Raw genomic sequence first — 13,800 nt, 5'->3', positions numbered from 1 at the left:
CAGGATCAAGCGGCCCGGCTTAGGACCTATCACCGCGAACTGGGATCAGCGCCGTCTGGCCCCAACAACATGCGACGGCACCGGCAGTGGCCGACTCGAAGGATGAGCCAAGAAAACTCGAACCAGTAGCGCGATCTTTGGGATGATATCTGCTTCAGGCGGAAAGAACTGGAGCTGGCTCAGCAACCGACCCAGCCAACAGTTCTCTTTGTACGGCAACGAAAAACCTGCGTACTTCGTCACTGGCCGCCGTTCTGTCCCTGCCCGTCCCGACAACGAGATCGAGCAACTCCGCCGCTTTTGCCTTCCAGAACGAGGTGGCGGTCTCGCCATGCAGATTGCCGAGCCTGGCGGCAACTTCCCTGACCAAGAATAACTGACGATCGATCGGGAACGCACGGACTTTTTCTGGGGACATCTTCCGAACCATGAAACTGACGCAACGAATCAACCATTGCCGAACAAGCAATGGCTAACCGCGAAAGTGGAAACGGAAGCTTAACGGCGCCGGCCAATGCATTCCCCGCACGCGAATTGTCATACGCACTCGAAGCTGAACTGGTTTACGCCATTCGGCGCGGCTCTCAAGCCTGCAGTGCTCGCGCCTCACCGCCGCGCTTGCGTGGCGCCATCATGTCGCCCGCCATAAGTCCGGTGACGCGGCAGAACGCCATGAACGCCCGGCAGGCGTCTTCGGTCTTGACCACATCGACGGTCGCGCCAAAACAGGCATTGAAGGCTTTCTGATACACGGGCCCCTGCCGGCGTGCCGGCCAGTCCTGCAGAAAATCGAGCGCCTGCTCGACGCCGTAGATTTCCTCGACGGGCAAGCCGGGACCTGGTGCAATGCGCACCGGCACCTCGAATTGCAATCTGTCCATCCGACATCTCCCGAACCGGCATCGCCCAAGCAACGCCGCTCGTCGTAAAAAGTTGCTCGCCATCTTATGTCGTGAGAATGTGTCGCCACTGCGGAAGCGGACGATTTGCCGCAGTCAACCGCGACCGTTTGCTGCGGCAAGGACCAGCAGACGCCCGTGAACTTTCGAACACGGACGTCTTGAACCCTCGGTCACTGGTTGGCCGGATCGGTCTCCGCGTCGAAGGCCATCCGCGCCACCGTCAGCAGAACGTAGGCTGACGGCAAGGCGAACAGGGCGCCGAGGACGAGCGCTCCGGTTCTCGACAAATAGAGCGTCTCGGCGATCGCCCAATAAACGGTTCCGATACCGATGAGCGCCTGGACGGAAAGAAATGAAGCAGCCGAGGCCGCGCGTGACAGGCTTTTGAATGTCTTGATACGCTGTTGCATTGCATTGATCCGAAAATGACGCGCCGCGCCACCAATGCGCGGCTCTCGGCCGCCGCACGGGTTGCGACGCGAATGGCTTGGAATGGAGGTGAACGTGCGGTCCCGGACCGCTCAGGCTCGCGTGGAGGGAGGCGCACGCGGCTGGTTGGTGCTGACACGGGGCGCGCAGACCGGCCCATGGCCGGCGACAAACATCTCCGGCGACGTCGGGGCGGGGCGACGGAAGACAGCCTGCGGAACCGGGAGGGCCGGATGGCCGCCGGCGAACTTCGCAAGCACCGGCCGGGCGCCGCGAACCTCCAGCGCGTGGGCCTTGTTGGCGACACGCAGCAGCGCTGCGACCTCACCCGACCGTTCAAGGCCAACGCTGGCACCGCCTTGCGCGGCATCCCAGGAAATGGGCGTGTCCGGCCGGCCGAGACACAGCATCGCCAGCAGCACCAGGCCCATCAGACATGAGCAGGCTGCCGTCAGTGGCGATTCAAGGGACTTGATGCGCCTGACCGCCGGGAACGGATGCGATCTCCAAAACATCAATCCGCCTAACGCACGATGGCCACAAAGGAAAGCGAACGCCATGCAAAACCGGGAAAAGGATCGCCTCGGCATGCGAATATCCCGGCGCTGGAGCCGCATCAGGCAGTTCTTCCTTGAACCTTTCGCCCCCAAGTGCCAAATCTGGTGACATCTTAGCGCCAGCACTCCTGCGGCGCGCCACCTTCTATACGGACAAAATGGTCACCTATCTCGACGCCGCCACGGCACCGCTCAGAAACACCGGCCAGATCCGCCTTTATGGCGAGGAAGGCTTTGCCGGCATGCGCAAGGCATGCGACCTCACCGCGCGCTGCCTTGACGAACTGGTGCCGATGGTCGGCCCCGGCGTCACCACCGACACGATCGACCGTTTCGTCTTCGAGTTCGGCATGGACCACGGCGCACTGCCGGCCACGCTCAACTATCGCGGCTATACGAAATCGTCCTGCACCTCGATCAACCACGTCGTCTGTCACGGCATTCCCGACAACAAGCCGCTGAAGGATGGCGATATCGTTAACATCGACGTCACCTACATCCTCGATGGCTGGCACGGCGATTCCTCGCGCATGTATCCGGTCGGCACGATCAAGCGGGCGGCCGAACGCCTTCTCGAGGTCACCCACGAATGCCTGATGCGCGGCATCGCCGCCGTCAGGCCAGGCGCGCGTACCGGCGCCATCGGCGCCGCCATCCAGACTTATGCCGAAGCCGAGCGCTGCTCGGTGGTGCGCGATTTCTGCGGCCACGGAGTCGGCCAGCTGTTCCACGACGCCCCCAACATCCTGCACTACGGCAATGCCAATGAAGGCGTGGAAATGCGCCCCGGCATGATCTTCACCATCGAGCCGATGATCAACCTCGGCCGACCGCATGTGAAGGTGCTGTCGGATGGCTGGACAGCGGTGACACGCGACCGCTCGCTGTCGGCGCAATACGAGCACACTGTCGGCGTAACCGACACCGGCTGCGAGATCTTTACGCTGTCGCCCAAAAAGCTCGACCGCCCCGGCTTGCCCGCCTAGGAGGCCGTCCTCTCTATCGTCTGGTTGTTTTCGCGCCTATTTCCAGTGTTTGCGTGGCCGCCGGTCTTCGTCCTCGTCCTGGTCTCGGAACCAGCGCATTATTTCGCGGCAACTGCGCGGACGGCCATCGCTGACCCTGCCATCGGTGCATGGATCGAAGCGTTCGCGCGGGTATTAGTCGTGCCTTTCCCGATAACGCTCGCGGCGATCCAGCATGCGCAGGATCTCCCGGCTTGGGCGCCCCCCATTGCCGCAACATTGCGCGAAAGTTGGAAACTACTCATTCCTTGCCGCCGACTGGGGAGCAATTCCGGCTGCTCGACGGCTGTGGGCTGATTGACAGCGTTGAAAAGACAAAAGACCTCGACCGCCCCTGTCCGCCGTCCTAGTATTTCGTGGGGATCAGCGATCATTGCTCAGCTGCGGGCTGGATATGGGCGGCGCATGGCGACACAAGGCGACGACGATGAGCGGAGTTTCTTCTCCGAGGTGCCGGTGCGGTCGGCGGCGAGAGCCAAGGCGGCAGCCGATGAAAAGCCGCATTATCTCGGCCATCGCGATCGCCTGCGCGAGCGCTTTGCGTCGGCCGGCCCGGATGCCTTGCCCGACTATGAGCTTCTGGAACTCCTGCTCTTCCGCCTGATCCCGCGCGCCGACACCAAGCCGGTGGCCAAGGCGCTGCTCGCCCGCTTCGGCACCTTGGCCGAGGTGCTCGGCGCGCCCGTCGGCCTGTTGCAGGAGGTCAAGGGCATCGGCCCGGCCGTGGCGCTCGAACTGAAGGTGGTCGCGGCGACCGCCCAGCGCATGGCGCGCGGCGAGATCCACGGCCGCGAAGTCCTGGCCTCATGGCAGCAGCTTCTCGACTATTGCCGCTCGGCCATGGCGTTCGAGGCGCGCGAGCAATTCCGCATCCTGTTCCTCGACAAGAAGAACGCGCTGATATCAGACGAAGTGCAGCAGACCGGCACGGTCGACCACACGCCCGTCTATCCCAGGGAAGTGGTCAAGCGCGCGCTCGAACTGTCCGCCACGGCCATCATCCTGGTCCACAATCATCCCACTTGCCTCTTTTCGATCACGCACGATCACGCTTTAGCACATTGATACATATAACTTTTTCGACTTGTCGCAGAGTCGGACATTGTGGCATATTGGGGTCGGTTTTAGGGGGATCGAAGCCCGTTTTGAGCCCAACCACAGACCCCTACTACCTGTCAGCCGATCCCACTCGAAAGCCTACGGGAGATCCCAGTGCCAAGCCTTACCGATGGAGAGATTCGCCGCGCTTTGAAGCAGGTCGACGAGACCGGAAAGCAGCAGAACCTTGTGGATGGCGAGGGCCACGGAACAGGCCGCCTCGTTCTCGTGATAAAGCCAATGCCGACCCGCGTGACCGCGGACTGGATGGCACAGCAGTGGCGAGACCAAAAGCGTCTCAAGAAAAAGCTCGGCTCGTATCCGTCAATGGGCCTTAGCCAGGCCCGCGAGGTTTTCAGACGCGACTTCGCCGACATGATCCAGAAGGGACGCAGCATCAAGATTGTGGGCGACACGCGACCCGGCACGATCGCCGATCTGTTCGAGGCTTACGTGGCGTCGCTCAAGGCGGATGGAAAACCGTCCTGGAAGGAGGCCGAAAGGGGGTTGAACAAGATCGCCGATTCGCTCGGTCGCAACCGCCCTGCCCGCGATATCGAGCCTGATGAGATTAGGGACATCATTCGCCCTATTTATCAGCGAGGCAAACGGTCCATGGCCGATCATGTTCGGAGCTATGTTCGCTCAGCCTACAGTTGGGGACTGAAGTCCGAGCATGACTACCGTTCAACCTCGGTCCGTCGCTTTCGTCTCGTCTACAATCCAGCTGCAGGTATTCCGACCGAACCGAAAAACGTCGGAACGCGTTGGTTGGACGAAGAGGAATTTGTCCGTCTTTATCGTTGGCTCGAATCTCCCGATGCGCCGGTTCACCCCCCTTACACGCGTGCCGTAAGAATTCTTATGCTGACGGGCCAGCGCGTCGAGGAGATCGCTCGGCTACACGTCGATCAATGGGATGCGGCCGAACGCATCGTCGATTGGTCCAAAACAAAGAATGGAAAGCCTCACGCCATCCCCGTGCCTAAGATTGCGGCGGAGCTTATCGGGTCGATCAAGCCGAATGAATTTGGCTGGTTTTTTCCATCCGCGACCGATCCGTCCAAGCCAGTCAGCCATGGCACGCTCTACTCATTCATGTGGCGCCAACGCGATCGCGAGGTCATCCCCGTCGTGACGAACCGCGATCTCCGGCGAACCTGGAAGACGCTTGCCGGCAAGGCAGGGCTCTCAAAAGAAATCCGAGACCGATTACAGAACCACGCTTTGCAGGACGTCAGTTCCAAGAGCTACGATCGCTGGAATTATATGCCGGAAAAGCGCGCTGCCATGGCGCGATGGGACAAGTTTGTCCGCGAGATGCTGACGAAGAAGAAGCGTAAAGCCGCATTCAAGGAAGCTGCATAACGATTGCTTTTCCTCGCCGGCATTCCACATGTGTTCGCCGGAAAGGTTGAGATCTGCCACAGCCAGATACGACGCTCGGGCTACCGTCGAGGACCAGTTGGCCAGCGAAGTAGTGACGACGATCGAATTCTCGAATTTTAATGATTGGTCAGTCGCGCCGCCTTCCACCGAAGGTGTGCTGACCTGGACATCCACGACTTCGATTTTCATGACGTGCGGATGAAGGAACGAGGCGCCTGTCGGAATAAGACTCAATCGATTCCATGGATGGAGGGTCAGCGGTTTTGGAGACCGAATAGCCTTCTCACAACTTGTTGCTTACACAGCGATATTTGGCATTTCTGATTTCGATGTGCAAGGATTTGTGTAAGCAAAATCGGATCACTGCGGCGCGATGTGCGACGAAAACCCAGAAGCTGTCGACCCTTTTGAAGCTTCGGTACTGCCGCCTGTGGACGCACTGAACGGCCGTTGTCGTGGTGGAGACACGCAGACGGCAAATACCACCAAAGCCGGACGCGCAATCACTTGGTGCTGTGTCCTAGCAAGTCTGCGGCCCGGTCACGGCGGAACGCCTGAAGGCGTTCGAGGTGGGATGGTGGCCTGTTGATGCCGAAATGGCTGACGACGAACGATTTCTGCCGGTCATCTCGGCTATAAACCAGTTGGGTCGCACCTTCCGTAATTCGCAAATTCACCCACCGCGCAAGTTGCGTTTGTGTCCGGCTTCTCAGGAAGGTGGAGTGGCCACGGCTGAAGAGCGCCACGAACAGATGCCGCGGGCCGATGGGCAGCACAATATAAGAGTCTCGGCGGTTGAATTGCTCTGTCGTTATCACCGGCCTGTCGGAGGTCAGCAATTCGAAGTCTGAAGCTTCGAGCGACACGACCGACCAGTACATCTTGCGGATGGTGCGCGAGACGTTCTCATGCGTGATCATCCGCTTCGCGATCGACATGGCGGATTCCTCATAAACCGAGGAATCCTGAGCATCCAAAAACTCGCCTAGCGACTCTGGGTCACTAGGGCGGCGGGCCCCCGCATAGCGGTCCTCCATGTCTGAGATCGAAAGGATCCAGTCGTCACGGACATTGGCTTTCAAAGCACGGATATCGGCCGGCATCCGAAACTCTAGGCTCAGCAGGAATTGAGTCCAGGCCTGACGGTGATGCGCGGAAAGCGTGTCACCATGCTCGCACCTTAGCATCAACTGCATGGCTTGGGCCGCACCGCTGTCGACCGGAGCCAAAAACGTGCTCTCAAACTCTAGCGCCACCTCTGGCGCCATACCTTTCTTCTCATAGAGTCGGTGAACATATGCGGTGGCCGCCGGGTATACCGACTTCGCACGAACATCGCCGTCGAATGCCTTCCTGTATTCGACAAGCTTCTTGTCCTCGGGGCGCATCCATCGCTTGAGGTAGAAGATCGGCAAAAAATGATGTTTCAGCGGATCTGGCATTCCCGCGCGCTAGACCTCAACTATGATCCTAAACGCGTGTCGTCACGCGAGCGGCCGTCCGAATGTCAGATATCTGGAACGGACTTGCGGCCAACTGCTGCCGCATGACATTGAACACAGGCTCCTCCCCGGCCATGTCTTCAATCGTGAGAATGGCGGTGAACGGGATACCTTCTTGGGGAACAGCCGTGTTGTCCGTTCGCGAAAGATAACTGACCAACAGCCTCCAAGTGGAAGACGATCCCCGGCCCTGCGGCATCTCATCCCCGTAGACTTTGACCGGACTCCACTTCAGACCATGCTCGATGCGTTCTGCCTCGACCGGATGGTCGACGGACGACTCTGGTAGGTAAAGGGGCTTCAGCTGCCCTTTCCAACTGTGCTTCCCATCCTTGACCGCTTCCTGCTGGAGTGCGGCTTCCACATTGACACGCACAAACTCGGCGCCAAAGCGCTGATCGAGCGGTGGGCTGGCGACGAGCGTCAGCCGAACCTTGCCACGGCATCTGCCGTTTTCCACTAAACAGGCCGGCCATGCGAACTCGAACTTCAGTTGTTTCCCAGGCATCAGGCGTGCCGCGAAAACCAAGGTAATTTGGCTATCGTCACCATCCAGGATCTCGCCTACCGAGGGCGGTGTTCCATGCCCAACCAGCTGGCGCCCGATCACACTTAACTCTTTTGCGCCCATCCCCGACGGGGTTTTGGCATGGTGGGTCAGCAGCGCGATGAGTGTCTCCCTCGACACATTGCCCTCGATCTGTGCATCGAGCAGGGCTGCCTGTTTGGCCAGAAGCGGTGCAGCGAAGCTGGTACCGCAGCTTTCGGTGACGTTTCCACTTGGATCAACTGAATAGTGACCATGCGCTTTGGACGCTAGTCCATGCCCGCATCCGCCGACGTGGGCAAAGTCTGGTTTGACGAGGCACTGGATTCCTGGCCCGCGACGGGAATAGTTCGCCGGCACATGGCCGATAGCACCGTCCAGGGAAGCCGGGTTCAATGCCCCTACCGAGATGTTCCGCGCGCTCTCCGCAGGGATAAATATGCCGTCATTCTGGCTGGCCGCCATCATCTGCAGCACAGAGGTAACGTCGGCGCTCCATTCTTGACGGGACGCAGTGAGATTGCCCGCGGAGATGCAGATCAGAACGTCGTGTGTGTCCGCGATTTGGTCGAGCCGCTCAGCGATCTTGCTGTAATTGTTGGAGGCCACGAGCGTTTGCACGTTCATGCTGAAATTAAAGATCCGCACGTTATGGCGGGTTCGCGCCTCGATGATGGCGTATTCGACCTGCTCAAAAAATCCGTTGAGGTCGCCATGGTAAGTTGTGAATGCCGTGTCAGTAGAAGGCAGCACAGCAACATCGTATATTTCAGTGCCATCGGGATCGGCGCACGTGTCGGGTCCATTGAGGGTGGAGCCGGCGACCAACAGGCCGCCGATAAAGGTACCGTGCGTCGCATCAATATCGCCATCGGCCAATTGATCCCATCTGCCAATCAGCCAGTCGCCCAAGGCCGCGTCACTAATTCCACCATCAATGACGCCAACTCGCGGCCAACTCCGTCCAGTATCCCGAACAGGCATGACGAAACCGCTTGGCAATGTTCGACTGGGCTTCGATGTGACTGCGCTCGGCACCAAGATACCAGGCAACTCAATGCGCTTGACCAAGGGGTGGCTCTCAAGGAATTTGAGAACCTGCATATGACGCTCCATCCTGTCGTCGAATGGCGCCGGAGCAGAGAATTTCTGGTTTGGGGCGGGTCCCTCCCCGGTAATCTGGACGCGGGGAGGAAGCGAAGAGCGTTCAAGTCGGACGGATACTCGCGCCATGCTGCGTGATGATTTATCCGCCAGACGGTTTACCGTCAGGCCACTTCCGAAGCCTTGCAGTCCCTTCAGAAAGGATACGTAGAGGCGTTGCCTTACTCCGGTCGCGTCCCAATCTCCCTGCGGTGGCGGAGAATCGAACAATTCGACCTCATACTGTCCTCCGGTCTTGCTATTTGAGAGCCAGACGACGGCCTTTTCGATGTCGAAGCGACGACGATCGGCAGCGCCATAAATCTCAATCCTTTCGATAGCGCCGGTCTCGCTGCGCCGGGCGGTCGGGTGAGCTTCGAGTTTGTTGGTGATCTTGTTCTTTTCCCACTTCACACGGTCTTCCGCCAATCGGACTTGCCCCGCCGCATGGTCCAGGGAACGGGGCGTGACCTCTAAAATGAGCTCGCCGAGATCTAAGCCACCAACCAACGGGGTTCGATCGTTGGGGAACAGCGCAGTCAAGGGGCGATGGCTTTTCGCCCAGGCGCGGCGGCGTAGGATGACTTTGATATGGCCGACCTCGCCAAATGAGACCATGTTGCGACGAATCTCTTCTGCCACACCCTCGAGTTGCGCGGCGATCTTCTCCCGGTGAGCTGGGAACGCACTTTCATTGTCCTGGAAGAAATCTGTCCGGTTGCCACGTCCTGATGGCACGTCACGGTCTTCCGAGAAGTTATTGGCGTTGAGGACAATTTGAACGGGAGTGGCCATGGCTAATCGCTCTTTTTCGTTTTGCGATCCTGCTTAATGATGCGGCTGATCGTCGACTTGTCCCGCCCCATCAACTCGCCCAACTCCGTCATGGAAAAGGGTGGGCTTTCTGCATCGTGAAGTGCGGAGATCAGGTTCGCCTGATCTCCGAAAAGAAGCGCGCGCTTAGGCTTGCTAAGCCGGCCGCTGTTCATCGTGGCGAACTGCCGGAACACGTCAAAGACCTCTTCTGACGCATCACCTCGTACAGCACGGAGCTTTTTATAGCTGCGGACTAGTGTTTCTAGTTCGGCGCCGGTTGCACCATCCGTAAACCACGCCAGCAGCTTAATGTGCGACTCCGGAACATCCGCCGGCACCATGAACGCACGTGCCATTTCCAGCCTTAGGGCCAAGTCTGGACTTGGAATTTCGAGCTGTATCTCAAAGCGTCTCCACACAGCCGAATCCAAAAGCTGCGGATGGTTGGTGATGCCGATTGTGAGGCCCACATCATCGCGTGCATCCAGGTTCTGGAGCAGCGTATTCACGATGCGTTTGATCTCGCCGACTTCTTGCGGGTCATCACGCAGCTTGGCGAGAGAATCAAATTCATCCAACAGAAGGATGCAGCGATATCTCCCCGCAAACGAGAAGAGAGCACCAATATTGCGGGCAGACGTCCCTAAGAAGGAGGACATAAGACTATCGAGGCGCGCGACAACAAGCGGCAAGTCGAGCTGTTTCGCTATCCAGTAGGCCAGCCTGGTCTTTCCGGTTCCCGGTGCACCGAAGATCAAGCACGACTTCGCGGGGGCAACGTCGAGAGCTTCGAGCTCGCTTAGGTGGTTCCATTCGTCAAGCAAACTCTTAACGGCCGCTTCAACCGGAGCGCTGAAAAGCGGCCCTGTCACGCTGATCTGTTGAGGAAAGATTACTTCCGCCAAAACACTCGAAGTTTCCTTGTCGACCGGGAGCGGAGTATTCGGCGTTAGCGTCTCGCCTGCGAACGCAGCCTTCGAGCGAACAAGCCGACTTGGTGCCATCTCTGCAGCGCGTTCTGCATTCGTGAGAATGCTGTTCAACGTTCCAGCCTGTTTCGCCTCCCCCGACTCCTTGAGAGCAGCTGAGAGCCGCTCGATCTGCTTCCGAAGGGCAGGGTTCGGCGTGGCCATGGCGGCGCGACAAAGCGCCTGCACAATAGGGAAATGGTCCATGGTTCTGGCCTTCAGGTTGTTAGAATCCGACATGCGTTGCATTTTGCCACCTCGTTGATGGATTTGCAAGCAATATCGTTGCGAAATTTGGCAACTTGTTGCGCCAAAATTATCTGTCGTTGCATCATTTTGCGGCGCAGGTGTGCGAATTATGTCGCGCGGTGATATGGGGTCGACTGCCCCGTCCCAATGCCTGCCACGGCGCAACCGTCTCACCAAACGGGCCCCTGTGAGCAGCATTTGGGCACGTCTCTACACCACATTGCGCCTAGCGTGACTGGGGCAAAGCAGCGTCAATCTCTGCTATACTTCCCCATGCTCCTTTTTTCGAACCTTGATTCCCACCTACTCAATCCCGCTCGTGATCCGTTGGTGTTCGACGCGACGCTGGGGGCCCATGGAACCTATACGACGGAACATTTCGTTCTGCGCCTGAGTCCTCGCACCCATGAGCTCGTCGACGCTCTTACTCGGGGACAAACGGAGGGCTACGACATAGGCGAACTGTTCCAGGCGTATTCGACCTATCTGCATGAAACCGTGCATTGGTGGCAGCACATGGGCTCCACTGCAGGGCTTATCCTCAGCTTGGCGTACCCGGCACAGATCTACGGCAGCATGGAGTTTCTTCAGACCTTTGCGCGGGGCGCCGGTGGCGTGAAACCGATAAAGGCTTGGGCCCATAAGGCAATGGTTGACGGGAAGACGCATTCCGACCCAGTTCTTGCTGCCGCCAACGTCGCGGTCAACAACGCGCTCGACATAAGCTTCTACAAACAACTCGCTTGCTCGCCGAAGGCTGTGCTCGCGCTCGAACGCACCCCCTATTTCGAAAGCGTGGGCCACAGCTACCTTAAAACCTATGGTGAAACCGTCCACGCAATCACCGGCTCATGTGATCTAACGGAAGGCCAGTTCCCTGATCCAGGCCTCTGGGATCCGCAGTTCCTCGAGCTTCAACTCCGCCGATGCGAAGGCTTTTATCATAGCTCGCGCCCACCTTATGCAGAGGTCGGTATACAAGAAATATTTGAAGGCCAGGCCCGCTTTTGCCAGATCCAGTTTTTGGCTTCATCAGGAGGTCCCGAACTCCTTCAGACGTACCGGGACCAAGGGTATTTTACGCCTGTCTACGTCAACGCGTTTGAACTGTTCCTGCGACTCACCGGGATAGAGTGGCCTGAGCGACACGACAGCCCGGTCGTCGGACTGTTTCTGTTGGTCTGCGATCTTGCTATCAACCCAACAAGGGGATTTCCGCTCGACATCGAGTCTTTCGAGGATTTCATTTGCGACGTCGACCCGGGCGCACGCTTTACGCGACTTTGCCTTGCTGCTGCGGAATCACCTGAGCTGGCCCAAGCCGTTCAGACCTTCTCTGCTTTGGAATATGAGCAGGTCGCGGCACGACTGACCGATCGATGTGGCTATGATGATCCGCGTACAGGTCTCGATGCCGTCATCAGACTGCTAGGGGACAAGGGGCCTGTTGATGCGCTGATGGAGGAGCACCGTACCTTCGCCTATGCCAGTGTGAATGTGCCTGTCAGGGTCATGGTCTCGCATTACATAGCGTTTTGCCGGGACAAAAGGCGGCGTCCCGAATTTTTCTGCTGGCCGGGCATCTGGATGGCGGGAAACAATTTCACACCTGAGGCCGGGTCGCTCTTTATCAGCCATCTGTCCCTGTTTCAGGACAGGGATGACACGGAACAGATTTTTCCGCGCGCCGTGCGCGGTAGGAGCCCCGAAAACATCAATAAGCTCGTCAACACATTCTTTGGCGGGATGCTCGTATTCGACCTCGCTCTGCAATGGGTCCTCGAGCCGGGGCCTTTCCGTTACGACTTCAAATGGCTCACCGGCCACTCCGAAAATGCCGGACTCATCGCCATCGCCAAGAGACAATTCGAGCACTTCTATGGCCTGGATCCTGACACCTGCATTCCGATCGCCTCCCCTGACACTCCTGGCGCCCAGGGGCCAAGCTAACGCGATGGGATTTCCCGTTGATCGACTTCGGAGATGCCGGCCCGTCGAATGGCCGCATTCGACGTCGCCCCCCCCGGTTACATGAAAGTTACATGGAAATAGTTCGGACGGGAAATCTTCACGGAAACCATTGAAAACAATGGTGCCGGCAGAGAGGATCGAACTCCCGACCTTCGGTTTACAAAACAAGCCCGTTCCGTGACATCAATGTGATATGGCCTGGCGCCAACGGTGTTACAATCATTCAACTGATTGAGACCATTGGTGGGCGGTACAGGATTCGGACCTGTGACCCCTACCGTGTGAATCGCCAGCATAAATATTCACACATAGGCTTTGAAAAAGCATTGTTACTGGGTCGCGAAATCTCATAAAGAGGCTACGAATCCCGCACGTCTTGTCCTTCAAAAGCGCAAGAGCTATGGCGCCATTCTTGGAGTGTCCTCTCCGCCTAATCCCACCTTGTGTCATTCGACGGGGTCCGCCAGAGCAGGCTTGTTTGTACTTCCTCTACCTCACTCCGCTTGATGCGCCGATGCTTGCAGGATCGATGTTGTGATGCCGGGCAAGGTCGTCAAGCACAGAGCGGATATGGGGCCACGGGAAATCGTCTGGATCTTCCCATTGCTCGCCGTAGCGCAGGACGACCAGGAGCTTAGCCAATGCACCTTCCACGGTGCATGCTGGAGACTGCGGCAGATCATCCAGAAGAGCCTGTTCCGCCACTTCCGACTCTCGTATTAATTCGTCTGTTCTCGAATACCCGATCTCGGCATCAGCGGCGTCCCAACGAGCTTGATGTGCCGCTAAGTCCGCAAGCGCCCTGCCCCATACGATCTCATTTTCGGGTGAATAGAGATCGTTGAGACTTTCGGGAGAATAGACCGTCTGTTCCTGGCCATCGCAAAGCCGCAGACTAGCAGCGGGAAAGCCGATGGTTTTTACTAGATATGTCTCAAGTCGCTGTTGTTCCTGGCACAGACCCGAGGTGGAGCTGTGAATCTCGTGCCAGCTCTTACACAGGCGAAGAGCAGGATCGTCCTGCCGGCCCCTGACCTGAATGTATTCACGCGCCCGTGCCCCGAACGGCCGTAGAGCAGCCCACGCAACGATCTGCGTCATCAGCAGCCGCCGCGTGACGGAAGACAAAGTCGTGCTATGGTCGGAATCAGCCATGATCCGAGCTCCCTGAAAGCTTAGGTTATGGTTAGGCTGCTGGAGGTGG

Annotated in this window: 12 protein-coding genes; 4 read left to right on the top strand and 8 right to left on the bottom strand. The window is 58.3% G+C overall.

Annotated features, from left to right (window positions below):
* Positions 1-154: 154 nt before the first annotated feature.
* The 4 genes from EN804_RS23220 to EN804_RS23205 form a co-directional block, all read right to left on the bottom strand.
* Positions 155-418, bottom strand: a complete 264-nt coding sequence (locus EN804_RS23220) for a DUF6074 family protein (protein ID WP_127276698.1) — start codon at positions 416-418, stop codon at positions 155-157.
* 166 nt (positions 419-584) lie between these two features.
* Positions 585-881 carry a DUF982 domain-containing protein gene (locus EN804_RS23215; protein ID WP_127276690.1) on the bottom strand — a complete coding sequence of 99 codons (297 nt, stop codon included), beginning with the start codon at positions 879-881 and terminating at the stop codon, positions 585-587.
* Between the two features lie 191 nt (positions 882-1,072).
* Positions 1,073-1,312, bottom strand: a complete 240-nt coding sequence (locus EN804_RS23210) for a hypothetical protein (protein WP_127872640.1) — start codon at positions 1,310-1,312, stop codon at positions 1,073-1,075.
* A gap of 111 nt (positions 1,313-1,423) precedes the next feature.
* A complete protein-coding gene (locus EN804_RS23205; RefSeq protein ID WP_135880523.1) occupies positions 1,424-1,846 on the bottom strand; it encodes a hypothetical protein in 423 nt (140 codons plus the stop codon).
* A 200-nt stretch (positions 1,847-2,046) separates the two neighbouring features.
* Between EN804_RS23205 and map the strand changes: the two genes are divergently transcribed.
* From map to EN804_RS23190, 3 genes are all read left to right on the top strand, one after another.
* Positions 2,047-2,874: a type I methionyl aminopeptidase gene (gene map, locus EN804_RS23200; protein WP_135880661.1), complete on the top strand. Its 828-nt coding sequence runs from the start codon at positions 2,047-2,049 to the stop codon at positions 2,872-2,874.
* Positions 2,875-3,318: 444 nt separating this feature from the next.
* Complete coding sequence (locus tag EN804_RS23195) at positions 3,319-3,978, top strand: RadC family protein (RefSeq protein ID WP_135921473.1); 660 nt, start codon at positions 3,319-3,321, stop codon at positions 3,976-3,978.
* 147 nt (positions 3,979-4,125) lie between these two features.
* Positions 4,126-5,379, top strand: a complete 1,254-nt coding sequence (locus EN804_RS23190) for a site-specific integrase (protein WP_135921472.1) — start codon at positions 4,126-4,128, stop codon at positions 5,377-5,379.
* A 524-nt stretch (positions 5,380-5,903) separates the two neighbouring features.
* On the opposite strand, the gene EN804_RS23185 is transcribed toward EN804_RS23190, so the two are convergent.
* From EN804_RS23185 to EN804_RS23175, 3 genes are read right to left on the bottom strand one after another with little or no spacing between them, the layout of a single operon-like run.
* Positions 5,904-6,842: a DUF4238 domain-containing protein gene (locus EN804_RS23185; RefSeq protein WP_135921471.1), complete on the bottom strand. Its 939-nt coding sequence runs from the start codon at positions 6,840-6,842 to the stop codon at positions 5,904-5,906.
* Positions 6,843-6,870: 28 nt separating this feature from the next.
* Positions 6,871-9,387 carry a S8 family peptidase gene (locus EN804_RS23180; protein ID WP_135921470.1) on the bottom strand — a complete coding sequence of 839 codons (2,517 nt, stop codon included), beginning with the start codon at positions 9,385-9,387 and terminating at the stop codon, positions 6,871-6,873.
* Between the two features lie 2 nt (positions 9,388-9,389).
* Positions 9,390-10,625 carry an ATP-binding protein gene (locus EN804_RS23175; protein WP_246693471.1) on the bottom strand — a complete coding sequence of 412 codons (1,236 nt, stop codon included), beginning with the start codon at positions 10,623-10,625 and terminating at the stop codon, positions 9,390-9,392.
* Positions 10,626-10,955: 330 nt separating this feature from the next.
* On the opposite strand from EN804_RS23175, the gene EN804_RS23170 reads away from it, so the two are divergent.
* Positions 10,956-12,575, top strand: coding sequence for a hypothetical protein (locus EN804_RS23170; protein ID WP_135921469.1), 1,620 nt, complete (start codon positions 10,956-10,958; stop codon positions 12,573-12,575).
* Positions 12,576-13,085: 510 nt separating this feature from the next.
* On the opposite strand, the gene EN804_RS23165 is transcribed toward EN804_RS23170, so the two are convergent.
* On the bottom strand, positions 13,086-13,751 hold the full coding sequence (locus tag EN804_RS23165; protein ID WP_135921468.1) for a hypothetical protein: 666 nt from the start codon (positions 13,749-13,751) through the stop codon (positions 13,086-13,088).
* Between the last annotated feature and the right edge of the window lie 49 nt (positions 13,752-13,800).

Origin of the sequence: Mesorhizobium sp. M8A.F.Ca.ET.161.01.1.1 (assembly GCF_004792105.1) — a bacterium.
Classification (GTDB): domain Bacteria; phylum Pseudomonadota; class Alphaproteobacteria; order Rhizobiales; family Rhizobiaceae; genus Mesorhizobium.
The sequence above is the reverse complement of the archived record's forward strand: the minus strand, read 5'-3'. Positions and strand labels throughout refer to the sequence as shown.